The sequence below is a fragment of the Pseudomonas sp. FSL R10-1350 genome, from assembly GCF_009600525.1.
Lineage (GTDB): Bacteria > Pseudomonadota > Gammaproteobacteria > Pseudomonadales > Pseudomonadaceae > Aquipseudomonas > Aquipseudomonas helleri.
In genome coordinates this window covers 1-25,617 of record NZ_WIVR01000051.1, presented here as the reverse complement: position 1 = coordinate 25,617, position 25,617 = coordinate 1, and the positions used below count along the sequence as shown (strand labels likewise).

Annotated in this window: 19 protein-coding genes; 8 read left to right on the top strand and 11 right to left on the bottom strand. The window is 59.0% G+C overall.

All coding sequences use genetic code 11. From position 1 onward, the window contains the following. Positions 1–142 precede the first annotated feature (142 nt). Positions 143–415 carry a hypothetical protein gene (locus GHO25_RS19315; protein WP_048385314.1) on the bottom strand — a complete coding sequence of 91 codons (273 nt, stop codon included), beginning with the start codon at positions 413–415 and terminating at the stop codon, positions 143–145. Between the two features lie 293 nt (positions 416–708). Here GHO25_RS19315 and GHO25_RS19310 point away from each other — a divergent pair, with 293 nt between their 5' ends. Continuing rightward, positions 709–2,775, top strand: a complete 2,067-nt coding sequence (locus GHO25_RS19310; protein WP_153391801.1) for an AsmA family protein — start codon at positions 709–711, stop codon at positions 2,773–2,775. A 118-nt stretch (positions 2,776–2,893) separates the two neighbouring features. Here the strand turns inward: GHO25_RS19310 and GHO25_RS19305 are convergent, their stop codons facing one another. Beyond that, the gene (locus GHO25_RS19305; protein ID WP_048366557.1) at positions 2,894–3,424 is read right to left on the bottom strand and encodes a bacterioferritin; all 531 of its coding nucleotides are present in this window, start codon (positions 3,422–3,424) and stop codon (positions 2,894–2,896) included. 86 nt (positions 3,425–3,510) lie between these two features. Further along, on the bottom strand, positions 3,511–4,404 hold the full coding sequence (locus GHO25_RS19300; RefSeq protein WP_048366556.1) for a DMT family transporter: 894 nt from the start codon (positions 4,402–4,404) through the stop codon (positions 3,511–3,513). 97 nt (positions 4,405–4,501) lie between these two features. Between GHO25_RS19300 and GHO25_RS19295 the strand changes: the two genes are divergently transcribed. The 3 genes from GHO25_RS19295 (at position 4,502) to GHO25_RS19285 (ending at position 6,866) form a co-directional block, all read left to right on the top strand. After that, positions 4,502–5,287 (top strand): helix-turn-helix domain-containing protein, encoded by a 786-nt coding sequence (locus tag GHO25_RS19295; protein ID WP_048385320.1) that lies wholly within the window; start codon positions 4,502–4,504, stop codon positions 5,285–5,287. Between the two features lie 85 nt (positions 5,288–5,372). Beyond that, positions 5,373–5,660 (top strand): PsiF family protein, encoded by a 288-nt coding sequence (locus GHO25_RS19290; protein ID WP_048366554.1) that lies wholly within the window; start codon positions 5,373–5,375, stop codon positions 5,658–5,660. A gap of 195 nt (positions 5,661–5,855) precedes the next feature. Then, positions 5,856–6,866, top strand: coding sequence for an AI-2E family transporter (locus tag GHO25_RS19285; RefSeq protein ID WP_048366553.1), 1,011 nt, complete (start codon positions 5,856–5,858; stop codon positions 6,864–6,866). Between the two features lie 87 nt (positions 6,867–6,953). Here GHO25_RS19285 and GHO25_RS19280 read toward each other — a convergent pair whose 3' ends face one another. Next, a complete protein-coding gene (locus GHO25_RS19280; RefSeq protein ID WP_153374311.1) occupies positions 6,954–8,219 on the bottom strand; it encodes an Hsp70 family protein in 1,266 nt (421 codons plus the stop codon). 279 nt (positions 8,220–8,498) lie between these two features. On the opposite strand from GHO25_RS19280, the gene cbpA reads away from it, so the two are divergent. The 4 genes from cbpA to GHO25_RS19260 all read left to right on the top strand — a co-directional run bounded on the left by cbpA (position 8,499) and on the right by GHO25_RS19260 (position 20,077). After that, a complete protein-coding gene (cbpA, locus tag GHO25_RS19275) occupies positions 8,499–9,410 on the top strand; it encodes a curved DNA-binding protein (protein WP_123751182.1) in 912 nt (303 codons plus the stop codon). 2 nt (positions 9,411–9,412) lie between these two features. Continuing rightward, positions 9,413–9,718 carry a chaperone modulator CbpM gene (locus GHO25_RS19270; RefSeq protein ID WP_048366550.1) on the top strand — a complete coding sequence of 102 codons (306 nt, stop codon included), beginning with the start codon at positions 9,413–9,415 and terminating at the stop codon, positions 9,716–9,718. Between the two features lie 83 nt (positions 9,719–9,801). Continuing rightward, positions 9,802–14,634, top strand: a complete 4,833-nt coding sequence (locus tag GHO25_RS19265) for an NEL-type E3 ubiquitin ligase domain-containing protein (protein ID WP_153391799.1) — start codon at positions 9,802–9,804, stop codon at positions 14,632–14,634. 142 nt (positions 14,635–14,776) lie between these two features. Further along, positions 14,777–20,077 (top strand): dermonecrotic toxin domain-containing protein, encoded by a 5,301-nt coding sequence (locus tag GHO25_RS19260; protein WP_153391797.1) that lies wholly within the window; start codon positions 14,777–14,779, stop codon positions 20,075–20,077. Positions 20,078–20,096: 19 nt separating this feature from the next. On the opposite strand, the gene GHO25_RS19255 is transcribed toward GHO25_RS19260, so the two are convergent. The 7 genes from GHO25_RS19255 to GHO25_RS19225 all read right to left on the bottom strand — a co-directional run. Then, the gene (locus tag GHO25_RS19255) at positions 20,097–21,227 is read right to left on the bottom strand and encodes a sensor histidine kinase (protein ID WP_048366547.1); all 1,131 of its coding nucleotides are present in this window, start codon (positions 21,225–21,227) and stop codon (positions 20,097–20,099) included. Between the two features lie 178 nt (positions 21,228–21,405). Further along, the gene (ureC, locus tag GHO25_RS19250; protein ID WP_153331963.1) at positions 21,406–23,106 is read right to left on the bottom strand and encodes an urease subunit alpha; all 1,701 of its coding nucleotides are present in this window, start codon (positions 23,104–23,106) and stop codon (positions 21,406–21,408) included. A gap of 112 nt (positions 23,107–23,218) precedes the next feature. After that, complete coding sequence (locus GHO25_RS19245; RefSeq protein ID WP_048366545.1) at positions 23,219–23,527, bottom strand: urease subunit beta; 309 nt, start codon at positions 23,525–23,527, stop codon at positions 23,219–23,221. Continuing rightward, a complete protein-coding gene (locus GHO25_RS19240; RefSeq protein ID WP_048366544.1) occupies positions 23,524–24,057 on the bottom strand; it encodes an N-acetyltransferase in 534 nt (177 codons plus the stop codon). The genes GHO25_RS19245 and GHO25_RS19240 overlap by 4 nt, the downstream gene beginning before the upstream one ends. Beyond that, positions 24,054–24,587 (bottom strand): GNAT family N-acetyltransferase, encoded by a 534-nt coding sequence (locus GHO25_RS19235; protein WP_153391795.1) that lies wholly within the window; start codon positions 24,585–24,587, stop codon positions 24,054–24,056. The genes GHO25_RS19240 and GHO25_RS19235 overlap by 4 nt, the downstream gene beginning before the upstream one ends. Positions 24,588–24,596: 9 nt before the next feature. Then, a complete protein-coding gene (gene ureA, locus GHO25_RS19230) occupies positions 24,597–24,899 on the bottom strand; it encodes an urease subunit gamma (protein ID WP_048366542.1) in 303 nt (100 codons plus the stop codon). A gap of 112 nt (positions 24,900–25,011) precedes the next feature. Continuing rightward, on the bottom strand, positions 25,012–25,617 hold a 606-nt coding region (locus tag GHO25_RS19225), incomplete at its 5' end, for an urease accessory protein UreD (protein WP_153357501.1).

The following is a 25,617-nucleotide window of genomic DNA, read 5'->3' as shown; positions in this document are numbered from 1 at the left end:
CTAGCAAATCGGCTTTGAAGGCAGTAGTGATGACATGCACAAACCCAGTGGGAGCGGGCTTGCTCGCGATGGCGGCGTTGCGGTTTATCGGGGCATCGACGTTGAAGCTATCGCGAGCAAGCCCGCTCCCACACGGTCATGCTCAGCTTGCACGCTGATTGCGCTCGGCCAGACGGTCCGCGCCGCCTTCAGCGACAAAGGTGCTGCCTTTGGTGCGATCGTAGCCATCTTCGGCCACGCGTTTGTGTTGGTCCAGGGTGCGTTGTGCGCCGTCTTCAGCGAGCTGATTGAGCGGCTGGCTGACGCTGCTGGAGGCCGGTTGGGCCATTGGGGTTGGCTCTTCGTCAGCGGGCATGGCGAACGCGTTAAAGGCCAGCAGTGAAAGAGAAAGGCTAAACAAGACAGGGCGTTTCATGGTGTGTGCTCCGTAGCAGTGCAACTCAGGGTTGATGGAGGCAATGCTACGCTTGCAGGCTCGATATCAAAGTTCATACGGCCAATGGTGATAATCGACACAATTGATATTCCCGCGAGAAGGCCTCTAGCCTGCGCAGTTGAGGGCACACAGATGCACGCTCACACTGCCTGTGCAGGCGATGTCGGGGTTTTTTTCCGCGAAAATACCCCTTGGATTAAACCTTGGGCCGTCTTTGCCAGTCGTACCTTCATAGTCACCAGGACGTTGAGTCGTCATAAAGGAGCCGCACCATGACGCGCACCCGTAAAACCCTTGCCTGGATAGGCGGTATTGTTGTCCTGCTGGTGGTCGTATTGGTGGTGATCATTTCTACCTTCGACTGGAACCGCCTCAAGCCGACCATTAACGCCAAAGTGTCCGAGGTGCTGCATCGCCCGTTTGCCATTAACGGCAACCTGGCCGTGCGCTGGCTGCGCGAAGACGGCCAGGGCGGCTGGCGTGCCTGGGTGCCGTGGCCGCATGTGATTGCCGAAGACCTGACCCTGGGCAACCCCGACTGGTCAAAAAACCCCGAAATGGCCAGCCTCAAGCAGGTTGAACTGCGCCTGTCACCGCTGGCGCTGTTGAGCCAGACCGTGGCCATCCCGCGCATTGACCTGAAGGAGCCCAAAGCCAAACTCGAACGTCTGGCCGATGGGCGGGCAAACTGGACCTTCACGTTTGACGCCGCCGACCCAAACGCCGAGCCCTCCAACTGGAAAGTGGATATTGGCGCAATCGGCTTTGATAAAGGCCAGGTGTCGCTGAACGACCAAACCCTGAAAACCCGTCTCGATGTGCTGATCGACTCGCTAGGCAAACCGATCCCGTTTAGCGAGATCGTCGGCGAAAAAGAAGCGAAAAAGAGTCAAGAGAAGGGCGCTGTGCCGCAGGACTACGCCTTTGCCCTGAAGGTCAACGGCGAGTACCACGGCCAGAAACTCCACGGCACCGGCAAAATCGGTGGCCTGTTGGCGTTGCGTGACACCAACCAGCCGTTCCCGCTGCAAGCGCAAGTGAGCATTGCAGACACCAAAGTTGCCCTGGCCGGCACCCTGACCGACCCGCTGGACCTGGGGGCGCTGGACCTGCGCCTGAAGCTGGCAGGCAGCAGCCTGAGCAACTTGTACCCGCTTACCGGCGTGACCTTGCCCGACTCGCCGCCGTACTCCACCGACGGTCATCTCACCGCCAAGCTGCGTGAGGCCAATGGCGCGACGTTCACGTACGACAACTTCAACGGCAAGATCGGCAGCAGCGACATTCATGGTGACCTGAGCTTTGTGGCGAGCAAGCCACGGCCCAAACTCACCGGCAAACTGGTCTCCAACCAACTGCTGATGGTCGACCTGGCGCCACTGATTGGCGCGGACTCCAACGATAAACAAAAGGCCCGGGGCGGCAGCAGCAAGCAACCGGCGGACAAAGTGCTGCCGGTCGAAGAGTTCCGCACCGAGCGCTGGCGCGACATGGACGCCGATGTCGAATTCACCGGCAAGCGGATTGTCCAGAGTGCCGACCTGCCGTTCACCGACCTGTACACCCACGTGGTGCTCACTGACGGTGTGCTGAAGCTGGAACCGCTGCGTTTCGGCGTGGCCGGGGGCAAGCTGGATGCGCAAATCAACCTCAACGGCCGCGACACCCCGTTGCAAGGCCGGGCCAAGCTGACGGCGCGCAACTTCAAGCTCAAACAGCTGTTCCCGACCTTTGAGCCGATGAAAACCAGTTTTGGTGAACTGAACGGCGATGCCTCGATTTCCGGCACCGGCAACTCGGTCGCTCGCTTGCTGGGCACGGCCAATGGCAATTTGAAAATGCTCATCAATGACGGCGCCATCAGTCGCAGCCTCATGGAAATCGCCGGGTTGAACGTCGGCAATTACGTGGTGGGCAAAATCTTTGGCGACAAGGACGTGAAGATCAACTGCGCGGCGGCTGATTTCGGGATCAAGGATGGCCTGGCCACGTCCCGGTTGTTCGTGTTCGACACCCAGAACGCAATCATCTACATCGACGGCACGGCCAACTTCGCCACCGAACGGCTGGACCTCAAGATCACCCCGGAATCCAAGGGCTTCCGTGTGTTCTCGCTTCGCTCACCGTTGTACGTGCGCGGCACCTTTGCACACCCGGATGCCGGGGTCGAGGCGGTGCCTTTGCTGTTGCGCGGTGCGGGGATGGTGGCGTTGGGCGTGATTGCCGGCCCGGCGGCGGGGCTGCTGGCGCTGGTCGCCCCGAGCGGTGACGTACCTAACCAATGCGCGCCGCTGCTGCAACAAATGCAGCAGGGCAAAGTGCCGAAAACGGTGAAGTAAGCGACCCTCAGACAGCACTGTGGGAGCGGGCTTGCTCGCGATGGGGTCGATGCGGTGTCACTTAATCACCGTGTCGATGCCATCGCGAGCAAGCCCGCTCCCACCAGTTGGGTGATGCTTACAGGTCTTGCAGAATATCCGCCATGTCGTCGGCGTGTTCTTCCTCTTGCGCCAGGATGTCTTCAAAGATCCGGCGTGTGGTCGGGTCTTTGTCGCCGATGTACTGGATGATTTCACGGTAGCTGTCGACCGCAATCCGTTCAGCGACCAAGTCCTCGTAGACCATTTCTTTCAGGGTCTTGCCCGCCACGTACTGCGCATGTGCGTTTTTGGATAGCAGGTCCGGGTTGAACTCCGGCTCGCCGCCCAGTTGCACAATGCGCTCGGCCAGTTTGTCGGCGTGTTCCATTTCCTGGTTGGCGTGCTCCAGAAACTCGTCGGCAGCCACGCTGGCCTTGAGCCCGTTGGCCATGAAGTAGTGGCGTTTGTAACGCAGCACGCACACCAGTTCAGTGGCCAGGGATTCGTTGAGCAGCCGCAGGATTTCTTCGCGGTTGGCGTGGTAGCCCTCGGTGACGGCACCGTCTTCGACATTTTTGCGAGCGCGGTCGCGCAGGGTGTTTTTATCGGTCAGATGGATCTCGGTCATTTCTATCTCCTCACTAATCCGGTGGCCGCTTCGCTCTGTTGGCGAGGTCGGTTCGTTAGTTGTGAGTTCAGCGCGCCGAGAAAGTTTTATCTATTTTCGACCGGTCTGGATTTACCCAGCGGTGTCGTCCAGCGCTCAGACAAAATCACCCCGCCCAGGGTCAACGCGCCGCCGATCAGGTGGAAGATATGCAGTTGCTCCTTGAGCACGACCGCCGCAATCAGCGCCGTAATCAGTGGCAGCAAGTTGAAAAACAGCGACGTGCGGCTCGGGCCGAGGGTGGCCACAGCCTTCATCCAGGCCAGCGGCGCGAGCATCGAGGCGAGGATGCAGGCGTACATCACCAGGCCGATGTTGTGCACGCTGGGGCCCATTTTGGGCGACAGCAGGTACATCGGAAACAACACCACAATGGCCACCAGCACTTGCAGGTAGAGCATCTGCAACGGCGGCAGGCGCAACTGCCACTTTTTCAGCAGGGTGCTGTAAATCGCATACGCCAGGGTGGCGACCAGCATCATCGCGTCGCCCAGGTTCAGACCGTGGGCGAGCAACACGCTCAAACTGCCGCTCGACACCACCACCAGCACCCCGACAAACGACAGGACGGCGCCCACCAGCGCGCCACGGGTCAGGCGCTGGCCCAGGCTGATGATCGACATGGTCAGCACCATCAGCGGCATTAACGAGAGGATGATGCCCATGTTGGTGGCCGAGGTGAGTGCAGCGGCGAAGTACGCCAGGCTCTGGTAAACCGCCATGCCGAGCACGCCGAGGATAAAAATCTTGCCCAGGTTGGGGCGGATCACCGACCAGTTGGCGATCACCGGCTTGAGCATGAACGGGGTAAACAGCAGCCCGGCCAGCAACCAGCGGTAAAAGCCGATCTCGGACGGGAAGATCGCCCCGACGGCCAGTTTGTTGACGACGGTATTGCCGGCCCAGATCAAAATGGCCAGCAGCGGGAAAGCGTATTGCATCAGAAACAACCACAGGGTGAGTAAGCGGCAATTATCCGCTTGTCTGTCTGCACGCCTATACTGCGATCCAGCCAACCTCCGCTTGAATCCAGACAGCATGCGCAAAAAATTGATTTGTGTTCCCGAGTTCGAGCAACTGCCCGCGCCGGTGTACTTTCGGTATGCCGAGTTTGATGCCGACAGCCATTCCACGCCTCATCTGCACAGCTGGGGGTCGCTGGGTTATGTGTCCAACGGCGTGATGCGCTACGAGGTCGGCGGGCGACGCTTTATGTCGCCGCCGCAGTACGCACTGTGGGTGCCGCCCAATACCGAGCATAGTTCCTACAACTCTCATGCGATTGTTTACCGCTCGGTGTATCTGGATGCCGTGCTGTGCGAACAATTGCCCCGTGAGCCGGTGACGCTGGTCATCAGCGATATCCTCAAAAGCATCCTCAGCGACTTTGCCCGCCGCGACATTCACATCCCGCAGACCGAAGCGGATATCCGTCTGGCCCAAGTGCTGGTGGACCAACTGCAACAAGCCCCGGTGCACCAGTGTTATCTGCCCTATGCCAGCCATCCGGGGTTACAACGGGTGCTCGAAGCCTTGCAGGCCCAGCCCGGCGATAATCGGCCGCTGGGCGAATGGGCAGAGCAGGCGCATGTTAGCGAACGCACCCTGGCGCGCTTGTTTGTGCGTGAACTGGCCATGAGCTTTGGGGAGTGGCGCCAGCGCCTGCGTTTTCTGGCCGCGATTGAGGCGCTGGAATCTACCCGCAGCGTGCAAGACGTCGGATTTGACCTGGGTTACAGCACGTCTTCGGCGTTTATCGCGATGTTTCAGCGCCAGGCCGGGTGCTCGCCAGAGCAGTATCGACGGCAGTTACGCCCGCGTTAAGCACGTCGTCGGTAGCTGTAACAGAGTTTGTCTACACTGTGATGAACGTCGCTGCCACCCGGTGCGGCCATAAGGAGAAAACTCCATGAAGATGCTGCGTGTTCCTCTGCTGCTGATGGGTTTACTGCTGTGTTCGCACAGTTTTGCTGACACCGCTCAACAAAACAAAATGACCACCTGCAACGCTGACGCCAGCGCCAAAGCCCTCAAGGGCGATGAGCGCAAAGCGTTTATGAGCAACTGCCTCAAGGCCACTCCGGCGGCCACTACCCCGCAAGAGCGCATGAAAAACTGCAACGCCACCGCCACCACCCAAGCCCTCAAGGGCGATGCGCGCAAAGCCTTTATGAGTGACTGTCTGAAGAAAAAATAATTGGCATCTTGTGGGAGCGGGCTTGCTCGCGATTGGGACGGCGCAGTGTTACTGAAAGAACGTAGCGTTTGTATCGCGAGCAAGCCCGCTCCCACAGGGAACAACAGCAAGTTTCCGTCAGTCACATTTTGTAGTGATCCCCGCTGAAGGCTGGCAGACTGCCCATCCTTTTTGCGCTGCTTGTTTTGAGGCTGTATGCCATCGTTTTCTCAGCGTCACATTTTGTTCGCCAGTTACATCATCATCGCTGGCAGTCTGTTACTGGTCTTTCCGTTGCGCCTGTTGCCCAGCCTGCTCGCGGGTTTGCTGGTGTTCGAGTTGGTCAACATGCTCACCCCGCAACTGCAACGCCTGATCGCCGGGCGCCGTGCGCGCTGGCTGGCCGTGGCCTTGCTGGGCACGCTGGTGGTCAGCTTTTTGGCGTTGATCTTTGCCGGTGCCATCAGCTTTTTGCTCCATGAAGCCGAAAACCCCGGCGCCTCGCTGAACAAATTCATGGTGGTGGTCGACCGGGCACGCGGGCAATTGCCGCCGTTTCTGGACGGTTATCTGCCTGCCAGCGCGGCAGAATTTCGGGTCGCCATTGGCGACTGGATGAACAAACACCTGAGCGAACTGCAACTGGTGGGCAAAGACGCGGCGCACATGTTTGTGACCTTGCTGATCGGTATGGTGCTGGGGGCGATCATGGCCTTGCAGCGCATCCCCGATGTCAGCCGCCGCAAGCCGCTGGCAGCCGCACTGTTCGACCGTTTGCACCTGCTGGTGCAAGCGTTTCGCAATATCGTTTTTGCACAGATCAAAATCGCCCTGCTCAACACGGTGTTTACCGGGATTTTTCTGGCGCTGGTATTGCCGATGTTTGGCGTCCACCTGCCGCTGACCAAAACCCTGATCGTGCTGACCTTTTTGCTGGGTTTGTTGCCTGTGATCGGCAACCTGATCTCCAACACCCTGATCACCATCGTCGGCTTGTCGCTGTCGATCTGGGTGGCGGTGGGCGCGTTGGCGTACCTGATTGTTATCCACAAGCTGGAATACTTTTTGAACGCCAAAATCGTCGGCGGGCAGATCAGTGCCAAATCGTGGGAGCTGTTGCTGGCGATGCTGGTGTTTGAAGCCGCCTTCGGCCTGCCCGGCGTGGTGGCCGGGCCGATCTACTACGCGTATTTGAAGAGCGAGCTCAAGCAGATGGAGCTGGTCTGAATCTGTGTAGGAGCGAGCTTGTCTCGCGATCTTTTGATCTTTGAACAGATCGCGAGGCAAGCTCGCTCCTACAGGTTGAAGGCACCATCAGCCATACCGCTTTTTAGCCTCAATCGCCAAACCGCTGCCGATGCTGCCGAAGATGTTGCCTTCTACATGGCGTGCATTGGGCAGCATGGCCGAGACGCTCTGGCGCAAGGCCGGAATGCCGCTCGAACCGCCGGTGAAGAACACGGTGTTGACTTGCTCAACACCCACACCGGCATTGCTCAGCAATTGCGTCACGCTGTTGCGGATGCGTTCGAGCTGGTTGTCGATGGCGGCTTCGAACAGCGCCCGGCTCAGGTCTACGCTCAGACCGGCTTCGACGCGGTCCAGCGGCACATGGCGGCTGTCGCTGTGGGTCAGTTCGATTTTGGTTTCTTCGATTTCCATCGCCAACCAGTGGCCCGCGCGCTGTTCGATCAACTTGAACAGGCGGTCGATGCCGCCGGTGTCTTCGATGTCGTAACGCATGCTGCCCAACGCCAACTGGGATTTTTGCGAGTACACCGAGTTGATGGTGTGCCAGGTCGCCAGGTTCATGTGGTGGCTGGTGGGCATGTAGGCGCCGCTTTTCATGCGGCTGCCGTAGCCGAACAACGGCATCACGCCTTGCAGGCTCAGCTGTTTATCAAAGTCGGTACCGCCCACGTGTACACCGCCGGTGGCCAGAATGTCGTCGTGGCGGTTGTCCAGGCCGCGACGCTCGGGCGACAAACGCACCAGCGAGAAGTCTGAAGTACCACCGCCGATGTCGACGATGAGCACCAGCTCTTCGCGCTCGATGGTCGACTCGTAGTCGAAAGCGGCCGCAATCGGTTCGTACTGGAACGAGACTTCTTTGAAACCGATGGCGCGGGCGACGTCGGCCAGGGTGTTTTCGGCTTCCTGGTCGGCCAGCGGGTCTTCATCGACGAAGTACACCGGGCGACCCAGCACCACCTCTTCAAACTCCCGACCGGCGGCAGTTTCGGCGCGCTTTTTAAGCTGGCCGATAAACAGCCCCAGCAGGTCCTTGAACGGCATGGCCGTGCCCAACACGCTGGTGTCGTGCTTGATCAGCTTGGAACCCAGCAGGCTCTTGAGCGAGCGCATCAGGCGGCCTTCGTAGCCTTCCAGATACTCATGCAGCGCCAGACGGCCATACACCGGGCGGCGTTCTTCAATATTGAAGAACACCACTGAGGGCAGGGTGATCTTGTCGTCCTCCAGCGCAATGAGGGTTTCCACGCCGGGGCGCAGCCAGCCGACAGTGGAGTTGGAGGTGCCGAAGTCGATGCCGCAGGCACGGGCTGGAGAGGCGCTTTTCATGTCTTTCAAGTTCCGGTTAAAAAACGGCCGCGCAGTGTATGCCAGTCGCTCAAAGAATCGAAGGGCGACGAATCGTTAATTCGCAGGTTTTAATCCACTTGAAAGACTATCCTTCACCCCCAAACTCTCAGACATTGGCGTGGTAGCCATTGGGCTGCCGATAAACTTTTGCTGCGCTGTCCAGTCACAAGATTGAGACCGGTCAATAGACAGGCCGGTCGACCAGAGCATTCTGGGGCATTGTGCGGCGCGATTTTGATAACGGATGGTGAGCCTTACATGGACTTCAAAGACTATTACAAGATCCTGGGTGTCGAGCCCACGGCTGACGACAAGGCGATCAAGACCGCCTATCGCAAGCTGGCGCGCAAATATCACCCGGATGTGAGCAAGGAAAAAGACGCCGAGGAGAAATTCAAGGACGTCAATGAGGCGTATGAAGCGCTGAAAAGCGCCGATAAACGCGCCGAATACGATGAAATGCGTAAGTACGGCCAGCATGGTCAGCCCTTCCAGGGGCCACCGGGCTGGCAAGGCCACGCGGGCGGTGGCTTCGAGGATCAAGGCGATTTTTCAGACTTCTTCAGCTCGATCTTCGGATCGCGCGGCGGCGGCTTTGGTGGGCAATCTGGCCGCAGTGCGGGCCGTCGTGGGCAGGATGTTGAAATGGAATTGCCGATTTTCCTTGAAGAAACCCTGTCCGGCGAATCGAAGCCCATCAGCTTCCAGATCGGCGGCGTGAGCAAGACCCTCAACGTTAAAATCCCGGCCGGTGTGACCGACGGCGAGCGCATTCGCCTTAAAGGCCAGGGCGGCCCGGGTGTGGGCGGCGGGGCCAATGGTGATCTATACCTGATCATTCGTTTTGCGCCGCACCCCAAGTTCGACGTGGAAGGCCACGACCTGGTCATCACCGTGCCGGTGGCACCGTGGGAAGCCGCGTTGGGCACCAAGGTGCAAGTGCCGACCTTGACCAGCAAGCTGAACCTGACCGTTCGTCCGGACAGCCAGTGCGGTCAACGTTTGCGCATCAAGGGCCACGGCCTGGCAGACAAAAAAGGCCAGCGCGGCGATTTGTACGCCCAATTGAAAGTGGTCATGCCTAAAGAAAGTGATGAGGCGGCCAAAGCCCTGTGGCAAGAACTCGCCGACAAAGCAGCATTCGACCCGAGAGCCCAATGGAGTAATTGATCATGAGCAGCACCCTGATCGTTCAGCTGGACATGGAAAGGTTCTGCGAAGAGGCCAATATCCCGGCCACTTACGTGATAGAGATTGTCGAACACGGAATTATCGAACCTCAGGGCCGCACGCCGGACGTGTGGCGTTTTGCCGACTATGAGCTGTCTATTGCAAGGCGTGCGGCCAAGCTGCACCAGGACCTGGAGATTGAGTGGGAAGGGGTGGCACTGGCGCTGGAACTCATTGATGAAGTGCAGCAGTTGCGCGTCGAGAACCAGCGGCTCAAGCATCGACTGGCGCGTTTTGCGGTGGATTGATCGCCGTGAATAGATAAGTACCGCGTGCACCTGTGTGTGGCTCGATAACGTGATGACCTGTCCCCCTCTTTCAGGTCATCACGATGATAGTTCCCTCCACGCCGCCTGCTGGCGGCACGCTGCCCGACCACGATCAGGCCCTGACGGCTGTTGATGAGTTTTCGGCGCTGGCCAAAGAGCGTATGCCGGGCTGGTTGGTGTCAGCCGACAGCGAACTCAAGCCCAAGGTCATTCAAGCCCTGCTCAATCATCACCGTGATGAAGCAGCGCTGGCCACGCGGATCAAGGCCATCACGTCCCCTGTGGCGTTTGCCCGGCCTCTGCTGATCAAGGCACTCACAGCTTTGCGGCTTACCGGGTTTGATGTCGATCGCAACGTTTTGGTGCGCATCAAGCGCCTGTCGCTTAACCCCTTGGGCGATGCGATTAAAGACCCTGTGCAGTTCTTGTTGCCCAGGTCATTGATTCCGATCGTTAACACAACTCACATGACGTTGCTTGAAGCGGCGTTGCAGAACGTGTCGAGCGCCGAACTGAGTGCTGAGCTGGGCGGTGAGGCGTTTATTCTGGAACGCAGCGACAGCCAGGCGCGCTCGCCATTGGACCCGTTGCAATTTGCCAACCTGTGCCGGTCCCTGAACCTGGGCGAGCAGTACCAGCGTTATCTGAAAACCGTGTTCCCTGCTGTGGAAACCACGGGGGCTGATTTGCTCCCCGGCAGTATTGCCACCGAGTTTATTGCTCATGAAAAAAGCCGCCTCGCATGGCTGAGCTACAAGGCGTTCCTGGGCAACGCTATTAGTCGGGCGGGTCACACCTTGTTGCAGCAGTGGCTGGGGGGCGAGGCCCAATTGCGTTGGGGCGCGAGGGAGGTGCGGGTGTGCAGCCTCAGCCTGTTGTCGATCAAACTCGACAGTGGCAGCTACGGCCCGTGCCCGTTGTACGGTGCCTTGCTGTTTATCGGCAAGGCCAGGGCGGGCGAAACCGCGCTGCCCTGCATGGTGTACATGCCCCACGACAAAGAGCGGCCACTGTTTGAATACCCTTCACTGGAGCACTTCAATAAGCAGTTGGCCCTTCGCCTGCGTGAAACAGGCCCGCGCATGGCGCTAAAAAAGACGGTGGAGTTGCGTTATCAGTCGGCATTGATGACGCAGTTGCAGCGTGCGTTGCGTTTCAAAGGGCTCACGACATCCGGCGTGCCGTTTAACGAATGGCACAGTGCGCCGCAATTGAACATTGCCCTGCGCGATACCGGTGAGCCGCCCTGGTTTGCCTTGTACCGCCAGTATTCAACCTTGACCCTGAACAACGCCCGCGCTCTGGTTGTGCCCACCGACCATGAAGCTGCAGAGTCCTTTGCCCAGCGCGTCGCCTCCTTGTTTGAAAGCGGTCAACCCGTGTTCAACCTGGCGGCCTTTTTTGTGCCGGGGCTGGGAGAAATGCTGATGCTGGCCACGGCGGTGCAATTACTGTCCGAGCTCTATACCGGGGTGGAGGACTGGAGCCATGGTGAGATCAACGAGGCAATTGCGCACTTTGGTTCTGTGGCGCAAAACCTGTTGGTGATGGGCGTTGGGGCACGAGCCAGTTCGGCATGGGCTTCGCTCAAGCCGCCACTGAACCATCCCGCGCTGTTGAACAAGATGGCGCCCGTTATCGAGGCGAACGGAGATAAAAAGCTGTTCAAGGTCGACCTGACGCCCTACCGCAGCAAGGTCGTGATCGACCCGCATCTGGAGCCTGATGCCCAAGGCATTTACCGCGTTGATGAGCGTCAGTACGTCCACATTCAGGGGCATGCGCATGAAGTTCGTTTCGACGTTGGCAAGCAGCGCTGGCAGGTGCAGCACCCCTTTCGCGCCGACACTTACACCCCGACCCTCGAACATAACGAACACGGAGCCTGGCAGTTGGCGCTGGAGCGACCGGCCGAGTGGAACACTGCGCAGGCGTTGCGCAGGGCATGGCCTTACAAATACCCGCTAAGCGAAGCAAAAATCGAGCAGATCAGCCGCATTGTTAGTCCCCATGAGCGTGCGCTTCGCTGGAGCCACGTCCAGCGCGAACGCCCGCCAGGTCTGGTACTCGATACCCTCAAGCGCTTCAAAATGGCAGAGGAAGCCGAGCAATTGATCGCCCGGCTGCAAGCCCCGCAAACAGTGCGCTGGGAAGACAGCCCGGACATTCTGCACCTGATGCTTAAACTGCCCGGCTGGCCAGCAGGGCGCGGCGTTCAACTGCTGGACGCCGAGGGCAAGGTGCTGTCCTATGTATCGCTGAACGGGCGTAGTGCCCAGGACTTGCGCATCGTCAGCGCAGACCTTGCGCGTGACGGCCTGTTCAAAACCATCGCCTCCCTGATCCCCCAGGCCGATGCCACGGCGTTGCTCGGGGCCGCAGCGGTCACGCCCGAACAGCGCACCACTGCGTTGACCGAGCGCGTCGCATCCTTCGCGAAAACGCAGAAACAAGCCTTGTTCAACCTGCGTTATGCGCGCAGCGAACATTTTTCTGATGGCTTGATGGCCACTATTCACCAGCAATACCCGAGCTTGCCCACCCGTGTGGTCAGTGAAGTGATTGAGCGGGCGAGCGTTAGCGAAATCAAGAGCTTTGAGGCTCTGCGAAAAGTGCCCCTGCGCCTGGCCGAAGAGCTGCGTTTGTATGCCCATGAGGTGAAAACCGCCCGGGCGCTGGAAGGCTGTTTTCTGGACGTAGCAGACCCGACACTCAGTCTTAAGCTGATCACGGCGTTTTTTGCGCAGACGGAGCGGGGCAGACACTATCTGGACAAAGACCCCGTACTGTATCGGCGGCGAACCGACCCGACGTTGACTGCGTTGCAGGCACAGCATGCCTTGGGTTTGATGAAGGAGGACCGGGGCTTGCGCAATGATTTCGCGCAGTATGTACACAACCACCCTGAGCAAACGCGCACTGCGCTGGGCTTACAGCCGATCAAATCCTGGTTCAAGTCACCCATGCGCCTTGCCAATGGGCGGCTGGGTTATCCGTTGAGCGGGGAGCGCGGCACAGCGCGCACGGGGCTACTGGTTCGTCGCGTACAAGACCTTTATCCGACCTACACCCGTGAGCAATGTCTGGAACTGGTCAGCGCCCTGGAAACCCGCAAGGTGTGGCCAGAGGCCGAACTGGCGCGGCTTCAACTGGAGCGCGAAGCCCTGGATGATGTTTTGCGCACATGGTGCAGCGTGCCGCTGCCCGAGCATTCTGTTGCCGCGCGCCGGGATGTCTTGCCGGGCACCATCAAGCGCGCCGTCAGCCATGCAATTCGACGTGCCTGGCGCCGGGAAAGCTACGTGCAGGAAGGTTCGGGCGGCATGCCGGGCTACCTTGAGGCCGGGCGACTGTCGCCTGCAGATTTACCTGACATGCGCGGCTACATGCTTGACCTGAGCGGTATGCCTGCCGGTGACTTGCCCAAGCTTGTCGGTGACTTCAGCCATATCTCGGTGCTGGTCATGGATGACATGGCCTTGACCAGCGTGCCTGAGCAATTTTTGCAGAGTTTCCCTCAGGTGCGCTGGCTGTCGATGCAACACAACCAGCTTAAAAGCGTGCCGTTGGCGCTCACTGAAATGAAACGCCTGCAAAAGCTCGACCTGAGCCATAACGCCATCGAGTTGACCGCCGAGGGGGTCAAGACATTGGCTGAGCGGGTGAACATCAAGGAGCTGGACCTGTCCGACAACCCATTGGGCTTGCCGTTGGATGTCAGCGGCCTTGAGCAGTTGCGATACCTCAACCTACGCCGTACACACGCGACAGAGTGGCCGGTGGGGGTTGAGACAGTGCTCACCCTCAGGAGCCTGGATTTGCGCGATAACGCTATCGGCGTGATCCCCGATGCGGCGCTCAGCAGCCCGTCACACCTGGGCGAGGTGACCTACCTGCATGGCAACCCGCTGGTCCCCGCATCGCAAGAGCGACTGGATCTGTATGTCAGACGCACCGGTATCAGCATGGGCGACACCTCGGCGCGCGTCCCCCACAGCGTGACCGATCAACCCCAGCATGCCTGGTTATTAAGCGGTGTTGATGAGAGCGCTGCCAGGCGTACAGCGATCTGGAAGAACCTTGAGCAGGACCCGTTCGCTGAAGACTTGCGCGGGTTTTTGGGCGGGCTGCGCGACAGTTCCGAATACGTCAATGAGCGTACGCGCGCGGCATTTGCCAAACGCGCCTGTGCTGTCTTGCAAGCACTGGGGGAGAGCAACGAGTTGCGAGAGACGCTGATCGCGCGTATCCGCATAGGGTCAACCAGTGCGGAGTCGAGTGCGTTGACCTTCAGTGACTTTGAGCTATTGACGTCGGTTGCGCAGGCGAAGGCTGCGGCCGATCAGTCGGGCAATGAGCATGCGCTGTTGCGCTTGGCTCGCAGTGTGTTCCGCCTGGATCAGGTGGAAGGCTGGGCCCAGCATTTGCAAAATGAACGGCTGGCTTACCGCTTTTTGGACGGCATAGGGGCCCAAGATGTCGTGCAATTGCAAGACCTGCGTCTGGTATTGCGCATCGCGCTGGCCAAGCTCCTGCAATTACCGGCGCAACCCAGTGCCGAGGCGTTTGAGAGCTTGCCTTCTGTCCCGGCATCGGGGCTGGAGAGCATACGCCGGGCAGTGTTGCGCGACGAAGCCTCGGGTAGCCAATTACTGGACTTCATCGCCAGTCGGGACTTTTGGGTGACGTTCTTGAAAAGCAAATACCGCGACCGGTTTACCCAAGTGCGCAATACGTACATCAGCCAGTGCGATCAATTGGAATTTGGCGAGCGTGCACTCTCCGATGAGCTCTTCCAAAGCAGCCAGGAAGTGATCAGGTCAGCCCATAACGCGGCACAAAGCGAGTTGCTCAAAGAACTGACCCGCCAGGAAATGGCAGACCACCCGTTTTAACGCGTAACACGTGTCTGGAACCCAAGGCGCGCACGGAGCCGCGCTTTTGGTTTTTTACTCGCCAGTCCATATATAGATAGCCCTTGAACGCCGCTGCCACTGGATAACCTGATGACTCATTCCATTCATCCAGGTAATCCCGATGCCCGATTCTCCAATACCCCAGCCTTCTGGTAATCCGCCTGTCGCTGTCAAAGGCAAGCACGATGAGTTCATCAAAAAATCTATCCCAGACCACCTGATTACCCTCTCACCCGCTCGACGCAAGGCGCTCAAAGGTGCCAATCCCGAAGCGGTGCAGTGGTACTCGACGGTGACTGCCGAACAGCGAGTCGAGCTGCAAAAATTGGTCGTGGCCCGGATCAAGGCGCAGGGCAAGCTCGACAAAACCATGGGCAAGATCCTGCCCCTCACAGATTTTGCCAGGCCGCTGCTTGAGGCCGCGTTGAAAGACATCGGTCATACGATGGACGTTAACGAGGTGTATCTACGGCTTTACAGCACTGTTGAGAATGACGATTTCGGCGTTTCCGAGGCCTTTGGCGTTCGCACGATGTCATTGCTGCAGGCCGCGCTGCACAACTTCGAAGAGGTCGAAACCGGCGACGGGCATTTCACCGATGACTCCGGCTTCATCTCGCGACCCGATGAGCAAGGGCATTTCAAACCGTATGTCACGCTCCTCTCGATTCAGGCGTTTGTTCAACTGTGCCGACCCCTGGATTTGGGCACGTTGTACCAGACCTACTTGAAGACTTTTCTCGATTCCAAAAGCGAGATTTATCAGTCCCTGCTGCAATCGCACTTTATGGATCACCATAAATCGGCGCTGATGGCCGATGCCTATGTGGCCATGCTCAAGGGCGATATCACCGTTGAGCATTTCAAGATGCTGTTGGTGGTCATATCGGGACCTCAGCCGGCGAGGATCGAAGGGAAGCAGGTCTGGTACCGATCTGTCCGTTTGTGGGATATGACCCTCAGGGGCTGTGTGGTGTTTGAGCCGCGGATCAAATTCTTTCCCGCGTCGTGGATCATCGTCTGGATCCCTGGTGACCCGTATCATCCCCTCAAGTACTACTCCTCACATGATGCCTTTCAGGCCGATTTGACGAAAAAACTGACGCCCGAACGCCTGACAGTACCCAGAAGCTCTGAACTCACGGCTTATCAGCGGTTTCTGAGCCAGTTCATCGACCAGAACAAGCATCCGGAGTATTACAACCGCCTGACCGGGCCGTTGACCCACGCACCCGTGCAGCCCTTGGCGCTGCCTGGCGGCAGGGTGACGGAGGACGGTCGCTGGCCCAATTGGGCCAACTCGCCAGTGGACCTGCATACATACACGTCGCACATGCCGCCAGGCGGCGCGGGGACGGGGTCGAGTATCAGGGACAAGTCGCCAGTGGATCTGCCTGACTACACGGCACGGGTACTGTTGGCTGTGCCCCCGGTTTACGTCGGCGTGGTACCGCTGAACCCTCGCGATGAGTGGTACCAGCCGGATCTGTGGCAACACTTATTGGAGGTCATGATCAAGAAAAGCCTCGCGGATGGGCGATGCCTGGCTATTTCTACTGAAGATGCGGATACCGCCTACCTGATTCGGCGCACGTCGCACTACTTCAACTTGTTTACGCTGGTGCTCAATACGGTGTCATTCGTCGTGCCGGAGCTGGGGCTGGTCATGCTGTCGGCCATGGCCGTTCAACTGTTGCACGAAACCATAGAGGGCATCGTTGATTGGTCTGCGGGGGATGTACGGTCCGCCTGGGCGCACTTCTCAGATGTCATTGAAAATCTCGCTATTGCTGCTGCGGGAGCTGTGGTTGCCCATTTCACGGTGAGCCCGGTCATTCAGAAACTCAAAACCATCACGTTGCTCAACGGCAAGACGCGCCTGTGGAAACCCGAGCTTGCACCCTATGAGCGCTCACAAGGTGTCCCGTCGAGTTCGCGGGCCAATGAAGCAGGTCTGCACGTGGTCGGGGAGCAAGAGGTCCTGCCCCACGAAGGCAAACACTATGAACTCAACACGGACCCCGTCACCGGTGAGTACCGGACTCAGCACCCCACGCGCAGCGACGCGTATCAACCGGTGTTCCGGCACAACGGCGAGGGTGTCTGGGTACATGAAACCGAGCAGCCCCTGACCTGGAGTGACGAGACCCTCAGGCAGCGCCTGGGCACTGTGACAGAGGGGTTCAGCGACGCTGAATTCAGGCAGGCGCTGCGCATTAGCGATGTGTCCTTTGATGATCTGCGGCGTATGTACGTCGAAAACGAGCCCATTCCCGCCGCGCTCAAAGACACGCTTAAACGTTATGCCGCCAACTCGAAGGCTCGTGGTGTCGGCCCGAACATTCTGGCCGGGCGAATACCGCGTGAGACGTGCACCTTTGCCGTGACCTTTACCCTTGAATTACCACGCTGGCCACAGAACGTCGCGTTTGAAGTGTATGAGGCCGCGAGCCCGCTTACGACCGCCAAACGGTTTGGTAATGCTCAGGCCACCGGAGCAGACGTCATAAAAATCAGCGACGTTGAGCTGATGAGCGGAAAGTTGCCCGAACGCGTGGTCGACCGCTTCTCGCGCTCCGAACTTGAGCAGTTGCTGGGCGAATCGGTGCCTTTTGAGGAGCAGGAGCGTGTTCAGATGCTCAGGGAAAAACTGGCCACGCACGCCTCAGATAACGCCGGGCGTTTGTTTGAGAGCATCTTCAATGATGTTATCCCTGTGAATGACCCCGATGCCGCAGCGCTGGGGTTGATTCAGCGGGCTTACCCGCGGTTGACCACGACGCGCATTCGCGGCTTGCTGGCTGACGCGTCACCGGCTGAAAAAGCGGTGTTACAGCAAGGCAAAATCCCGATGAAGCTCGGACTCAATGCCTTGCATGTTCAGCGCGCGATGCGCATTGAGCAGGCGTATCTGGGGCTTTACCTGGATGAGATGGTCAGCGCCGATACTGAAATTTTGGTGATGAACTCTTTGGAGGCACTGCCCGGCTGGAAAGATGACTTGCGCCTTGAGGTGCGTGATGGCAACCGCGACGGCACGTTGCGAAGCCAGTACGGCGCCGAAAACGCCAGCCAGCGAAAAGTGTTGGTCAGGGATGCCGATGGCCGTTACGAGACATTCGACTCACAGGGGCAGTCTTTGCACGGGCAGGATGATTTTATTGCCAGCTTGCAGTACGCGTTGCCGGATGCGCACCGCACCTCAATTGGTTTGCCGCATACCGGTCAGGGCGAAGCGCTAAAAGTATTGATACGCGAGCATGCCATTGCACGTTCACGCTTACGTCAATTGCTGAAAATACCGCCCGACGAATTACCGTTTTTCAAGTCACCAGTTCGACTGTCGCCCAAGCGTTCAGGCTACCCGTTGAGTGGTCGGGGTGTTGGCGAGGCAGCGGCCCACCTCAAGCTTCAGGCGCTTAAAGAGCGCTTCAGGGCGCTGTACCCGGAGAAGACCGTGCAGCACCGCTGGGACCCGGCCAGCCCTGACATTTACACCGACTTCCTGGAGTTCCAGCGTGTGCACGGGGAGGCCACCGAAGAGAAACTCAGCCTGCTTGAGCAGGAGTTCCAGCAGATGGATGCCAGCCTGAATCAATGGATCCGTTCGCCGATCAACGATCAGCCACTACCGCCACGGTTGACACGGGAACAGGGTCAGGTAATTCGTCTCCGTCAGCACATCCACAAGACACTCACTGCTGTTTGGCAGAAGGCCACTCATCTGGCGGTACGTGAAGCGGGCCGCGAGTTGGGGTTCAGCATCAATTTTGAAGACGTGCCAGGGCTGGGTGAGGTACTCGGCACGCTGCCACCGCTGGAGGCCAACTTTGATCATGTCCGGGATATCAATCTCAATGGGACCGGTGTGACCGATTCGATCGATGGTTTTCTGTCAAATTTTGAGCGCATACGCTCGTTGCAAGCTGATAAAAATCGACTGACGCGTCTACCTGAGGCGTTGGGCTCCATGCGTAACCTGGCGTTTCTGGTCCTGACTGAAGGCACTGTACACCTGACAGAGAGCGGCATCGCCGCCTTGAAGGAATTGACCCTGCTGGAACGTTTGGGGCTTTCGCTTAATCCGTTAGGGTTAGCTCCGGACATCAGCCGCATGCCTGCCCTGGAGGTTCTCGAGCTTTCTCAATGCGAGCAGCGCAACTGGCCGACCGGGTTGTTTGATCAGCCACGGCCCGAGACATTCAGCTTGAACCTTACCGCCAACGAGCTGACTGATATTCCCGATGTTGAGCCGGGTTCTGATCAGGCCAGAACATTGGCCAGAACCCGGTTGAGCCGCCATCGAGTTTCAGATGCCGTACTGGAGAAATACAACGCCTACAAAACCTCTGTCGGCATAGACCCCGAACGCATCAACCCACCTTCAGGCGTGCAGGGGCGACGCCAATGGACCCGCGGGCCGGGTGTCAAAGACAAGGCTGAGAAGCAGGCGCTTTGGGACCGTTTAGAACAGGCTCACGGCTCGGAACCGTTTTTCAATGAGCTGGCCCGGCAAGGGGATGACCTGCGCAACAGGCCTGATGACTTTAAGCTCAACATGCAAACCCGGGTCTGGCAAATGCTCGAAGTCATGGATGAAAGCGTGGCCGTGCGCGAAAAGCTGTTCACCATGGCCAATGCGCCTATTACCTGTACGGACGCCGGGCTGCAGGTGTTTAACGCCATGGGGGTCGAAGTGTTGCTGTATGAGGCATTGCGCCTGGAACCCATCGATCTGGCCCTGAGCAAGCTCGAACTGTTTAATCTGGCGCGTGGTCGGGCTCGTCTGGATCAACTGAGCCGGATTGCCCGGGCGCGAGTGCGTGAGTTAGTGGCGCAAGGTCGCCCATTTCCAAAATACGATGCGCAGGACCTTGTTATTCCCCAGTTTGATGCTCAAGGCAATCGGTTGAAAACGATCGACGAGGTGGAGATCCATCTCGCCTACACCACCTTGCTGGCCAAGCGTCTGGACCTGCCTTGGCAGTTGGAAATGTTCTTCGCCGAGCCCGACGTGACCCCCGCCATGCTTGACGCTGCGTACAGCCAAGTGCTGGCGCTGGAAGAGGGGGAGGGGCTGCGTAATCAGATAATTAAAATCCCGTTCTGGCGCGAGTTTATCGAGCGTACCAACAGCGCTCGATTCGCGGCGCTGGATGAAAAGGCTTTGGCTCTGTTTGAATACCAAAGTGATCAAAAGACCCTGGGGCTCACTGATCCATTGCCGGCGCTGGCACAACGTGCGTTGCGAAAATCCATCGATGCTGCGGCCCGTCATTTGGGCATTGCACCCGCGGATGTTGTTTATGGTCGCGCCATGACCGACCTTGAATACGACGCCATGACCCAGTCATTTCTGGACCAGAAAGACGCCTTAATGAAGTCACTGACCGATCAGGTCGCAGGCCGTAAAGCCACCTGAGCCTTGCAGCCGGGGGCGTTCAGGCCTTCGGCAGCACCACGGTAAATGTCGTGCCCTGGTCTAGCGTCGAGGTCACGGTAATTTCGCCGTGGTGCGCGTCGACCACTTCTTTGACGATAAACAAACCCAGCCCCAGGCTGGTGGTCGCGCCGGGCAATGTGGCGTCTTCGCTTGGGCTGCGCACCAGCGGGTCAAATAAAGAGACCAGTGCATCTTTAGCAATCGGAATGCCCAGGTTGTGTACGCACAGCCTGACGGCGTCACTGCTCCCCACGACACTCAAGTTGATTTCGCCCTGCCTGGCACCATGTTGCAGGGCGTTACCAATCAGATTTTGTAACAGCTGCCCGATGCGGCTCGGGTCCCACAAGCCTTCAACGTCGCCCTCTATGTGCAGGGTCGGTGTGCAATTGGGCTGCCCTGCGCAGGCTTCTTCAAGGGCTCTCTGGCAAGCGTCAGCCAAATTCATCAAGCGCCTTTCAATGGGCATTCCGCTGCCCAGCCGGCTGCGCACAAACTGCAACAAATCACTGATCATCGCCCCCATGTAGTGGGTGCCATTTTTGATCGCAGCCACGTAAGTCAGCGCCTGGTCATCCAGTTTGGCTTTGCGTTGGAGCATTTCGGCGGAAAAGCTAACAGCCTGCAAGGGGGCGCGCAGATCGTGGCCCAAAATGGCCAGGAAGATGTCCCGCGAGCGATTGACTTGTTCTGCATAGGCCGCCGTGGATTCAGCCAACGCTTCATCAATCGCCTCGTTAAAGCGAATCATGTCGTGAAGGTGGTTCTGATCCGGGCTTTCGACGTTTTTTACCCACAGACGAATGACACAAGCACGCAGGTGGCGAAACTCTGAGGTCATCTGCACCAGGTCAAACCCTACGGCGTGGCGCAATTCACCGTGGCTGGCAGACGCGCGGTCCAGGCTTGGGGTTTTTTCCGGGCCTTCGCCCTCAGCCTTGGCCTGTTGTTCGCTGGCGGTTTGTGCCGTGACCATGTCGCGTGAGGCCGCCAGCAAAATGGCTTTGGCGTGGTCGCGCAGGGCTGCGCTGTCCATCGTTTCGGCGGCCGGGGTGATGGTGGCGGCGAACTGCTCCCATTCATCGACGATACGATCAACATTTTCCACGATGAACTGGGATAGGCGCATGGCCGTACACCTTGCTGCAAGAGCGGTAGTCATAAAAAGGTGACGCATAGTACGCCTTCATACAACGTCCTTCATCCAGCTTGGTCCCGAGCGGCAAAAAATCAAGCCCCCGACGGCATCACTGAGAGCTGCCCGCGATGATCCCGTCGCGGGCAGCTTTGTTCAGTGCAGCTGGTTGTCAGAACAAAAAGTACCGCTGCGCCATCGGTAGCACGTCGGCGGGCTCGCACCACAACAACACGCCGTCAGCCTTGACCTGATAGGTCTGCGGGTCAACGTCGATGTGTGGTAGGTAGCCGTTGTGGATCAGGTCGGTTTTTTGCACATCGCGACAGCCTTTGACCACGCCAATCTGCTTTTTCAGCCCGAGCTTTTCCGGGACCCCGGCGTCGGCCGCCGCCTGACTGATAAAGGTCAGGCTGGTGGCATGTCGCGAGCCGCCGTAGCTGGCGAACATGGGGCGGTAGTGAACCGGCTGAGGCGTTGGAATCGAGGCATTGGCGTCGCCCATCAGGCTTGAGGCAATGGCTCCGCCTTTGAGGATCAAGGTCGGTTTGACCCCGAAAAACGCAGGGCGCCACAGCACCAGATCGGCCCATTTGCCCACTTCAATCGAACCCACCTCATGGCTGATGCCGTGGGTGATCGCCGGGTTGATGGTGTATTTGGCGATGTAGCGTTTGGCGCGGAAGTTGTCGTTGCCGGGCGTGTCTTCCGGCAACGGGCCGCGTTGTTTCTTCATTTTGTCGGCGGTTTGCCAGGTGCGCGTAATCACCTCGCCCACCCGGCCCATGGCCTGGCTGTCAGAGCTGATCATCGAGAACGCGCCAAGGTCGTGGAGGATGTCTTCGGCGGCGATGGTTTCACGGCGGATACGGCTTTCAGCGAAGGCCACGTCTTCGGCAATGCTCGGGTCCAGGTGATGGCAGACCATGAGCATGTCGAGGTGTTCGTCGATGGTGTTGCGGGTGAACGGCCGGGTCGGGTTGGTCGAACTGGGCAGCACGTTGGTAAAGCCGCAGGCCTTGATGATGTCCGGGGCGTGGCCGCCGCCTGCACCTTCGGTGTGGTAGGTGTGAATGGTGCGGCCCTTGAACGCGGCCAGGGTGGTTTCGACAAAGCCGGACTCGTTCAGCGTGTCGCTGTGAATCGCCACCTGCACGTCGTACAGGTCGGCCACGCTCAGGCAATTATCGATTGAGGCAGGCGTGGTGCCCCAGTCTTCGTGCAGCTTGAGGCCGATGGCGCCGGCTTCGACCTGCTCGATCAACGGCTGCGGCAGGCTGGCGTTGCCCTTGCCGGTAAAACCCATGTTCATCGGGAACGAATCGGCGGCTTGCAGCATGCGCGCCATGTGCCAAGGGCCGGAGGTGCAGGTGGTGGCGTTGGAGCCGGTAGCGGGACCGGTGCCGCCGCCGATCATGGTGGTCACGCCGCTGTTCAGCGCTTCATCGATTTGCTGGGGGCAGATGAAATGAATGTGCGTGTCGATGCCGCCTGCGGTTAGGATCATGCCCTCACCGGCAATGACCTCGGTGCTGGCGCCGATGGCGATGGTCACGTTGGGCTGGATGTCCGGGTTACCGGCTTTGCCGATGCTGTGGATGCGGCCGTCTTTTAGGCCCACATCGGCTTTGACGATGCCCCAGTGGTCGATGATCAGCGCGTTGGTGATCAGCGTGTCGACTACCTCGGCGGCGAGCAACTGGCTCTGGCCCATGCCGTCGCGAATCACCTTGCCGCCGCCGAACTTTACTTCTTCACCGTAGGTGGTGAAATCCTGCTCGACCTCGATCCACAACTCGGTGTCGGCCAAGCGAACCTTGTCACCCACAGTAGGACCGAACATGTCGGCATAAGCCTGGCGGGATATTTTCATTGCACGTTCCTAAGACAGTTAGACCGAACCTATAGGAGCGAGCTTGCCTCGCGATCTTTTGGAAGATCAAAAGATCGCGAGGCAAACTCGCTCCTACGGAGGGGAAGAGCGGTTAATCCAGATTTCCCATCACACGCCCGGCAAAGCCGAACACGCGACGCAGCCCGGCCAGTTCCACCAGTTCCACTTCGCGGGTTTGCCCGGGCTCAAAGCGCACCGCTGTGCCCGCCGGAATGTTGAGGCGCATGCCACGGCTGTCGCCGCGATCAAACATCAGCGCGTCGTTGGTCTCGAAAAAGTGATAGTGCGAGCCCACCTGAATCGGCCGGTCGCCACGGTTGGACACGCTGAGGGTGTGGGTGCGGCGACCGACGTTGAGTTCGATCTCGCCCGCTTCAATCCGGTATTCGCCTGGAATCATTGCGGTTCACTCAAGGTTTTGTAGTAGATGGCTGTCGGCGCGTAGGTGCCGTTAGGGTTTTGGCAATAGTTGGGCAGTTCGCCGACACGGGTGTAGCCCAGCGCGCTGTAGAAGTTTTCGGCGGGTGAACCGGCCTCGGTATCCAGGTGCAGCAGGCCGCGTTTTTGCTCGCGTGCGCCTTGCTCCAGCGCATGGATCAGCACTTGGCCCAGACCACGGCGGCGGGCTTCGTTGAGCACCAGCAGCTTTTGCACTTCGGCGCGGTTGAGGCCGTTGGCCCGTTGGCACAGCGCCAATTGAACGCTGGCCAGCACGCGCTGATCCTCGACCAGCACCCATAGCAGCAGGTTGCCCTGTGCCAGTTGCGTGTGCACATCGTCGAAGTAGCGATTGGCCTGGGCCAGGTCAAAGTCGCCCATAAAGCCGACCGAGGCCCCGTGCTTTACGGCGTCGACCAGCAGCTCGATCAAGCCTTCGCGGTACTGCGCGAACGTGGACGCGGTGACTTGAGTCGGTTGTTCAGTGGTCATTGCCCACGCTCCTGTGGTGGTAGTGCGCCGGGGTTGAGCATCAGTTGCATAAAGGTCAGGTCGAGCCAGTTGCCGAATTTGATCCCGACTTGCGGCATGCGCCCGCTGGTGACGAAACCCAGTTGTTTATGCACATGAATCGAGGCCGCATTGCCGCCTTCAATGGCCGCCACCATCACGTGTTTGCCGCAGCCCCTGGCGCGTTCAATCAGTGCGGCGAGCAGCTTGGGCCCCAGTTTTTTGCCGCGCTGGTCGGGGTGCACGTACACCGAATGCTCGACGGTGTGGCGAAAGCCTTCAAAGGGCCGCCAGTCACCAAACGAGGCATAGCCCAAGGCAACATCGGCATCGTCGACGATCACCAGAATCGGATACCCCTGGGCCTGGCGTGCGTCGAACCACTGCTGGCGGTTGTCGAGGTCGACGGTTTGCTCGTTCCAGATCGCCAGGGTGTTGAGCACGGCATCGTTGTAAATGTCGAGAATGGCAGGCAAGTCGCCCGCGACGGCATCACGAATAACGTAAGACATGGCGCAGCCTCAGGCGATGGGTTGGTGGACGGTGACCAGCTTGGTGCCGTCAGGGAAGGTGGCTTCAACCTGAATGTCGGGGATCATTTCCGGGATGCCTTCCATCACCTGCTCACGCGACAGCAGGGTGGTGCCGTAGTGCATCAGTTCGGCCACGGTACGGCCATCGCGGGCGCCTTCGAGCAGGGCGGCAGAGATATAGGCGATGGTTTCCGGGTAATTGAGTTTCACCCCCCGGGCCAGTCGACGCTCAGCCAACAGGCCGGCGGTGAAGATCAGCATCTTGTCTTTTTCGCGTGGGGTCAGGTCCATGGTGGAGTCCGTGTTTAAATCAGAAAAATAGGGACTGTAGGAGCGAGCTTGCCTCGCGATCTTTTAAACGCTCAAAAGATCGCGAGGCAAGCTCGCTCCTACAGAGAGTGCATCAAGTGCTCCAAATTCGTGGTGCAAGCGCCTCGCGGCCCAGCAGTGCCGGGCGCAGCAAGCGCCATAATTCAATTAGCCAGCCCCGCGCCTGCAAGGCTTCGGTGGCCAGGCAGCGGGCCACCAGCAAACCCGGTAACTGGGTCAAATCCCCGCGCACCGGGTTCGGCAGGCTGCGGCAGGTTTCCAGCAGTTCAGCGCTGATCTCACCCGTCACCAATAACGTGGCAAACACCGGGTTGCCGTCCAGGCCAATAGGGGAGTCCAGCAGCCCGTCATCACCGACGATGCGCTGGCGCTCATGCCAGAGCAATTGACCGTCGCGTCGAATATCCAGGTGCGACTGAAAATGCCCGCGCTCAAACCGCTCGCCACTGGCCATGCGGCCCAGCGCCACCATGTCCCAGTAAAACAGCCGGGCATCGCCTTCAAGCTCAATGCGCGTGCTGATGTCGGCCTGGGCCGCGCTGAATACGATGGTTTCTTGTGGCAGCCATTCGAGGGTCGCGCCTGCGGCCACGTTGAGTTCGACGCTCTGGAAGGCCGGGCCCGCGGCGCGGTACCACTTGGCTGCGCCGGGGCTGGTGAGTTGCGCCCAGGCATCGGG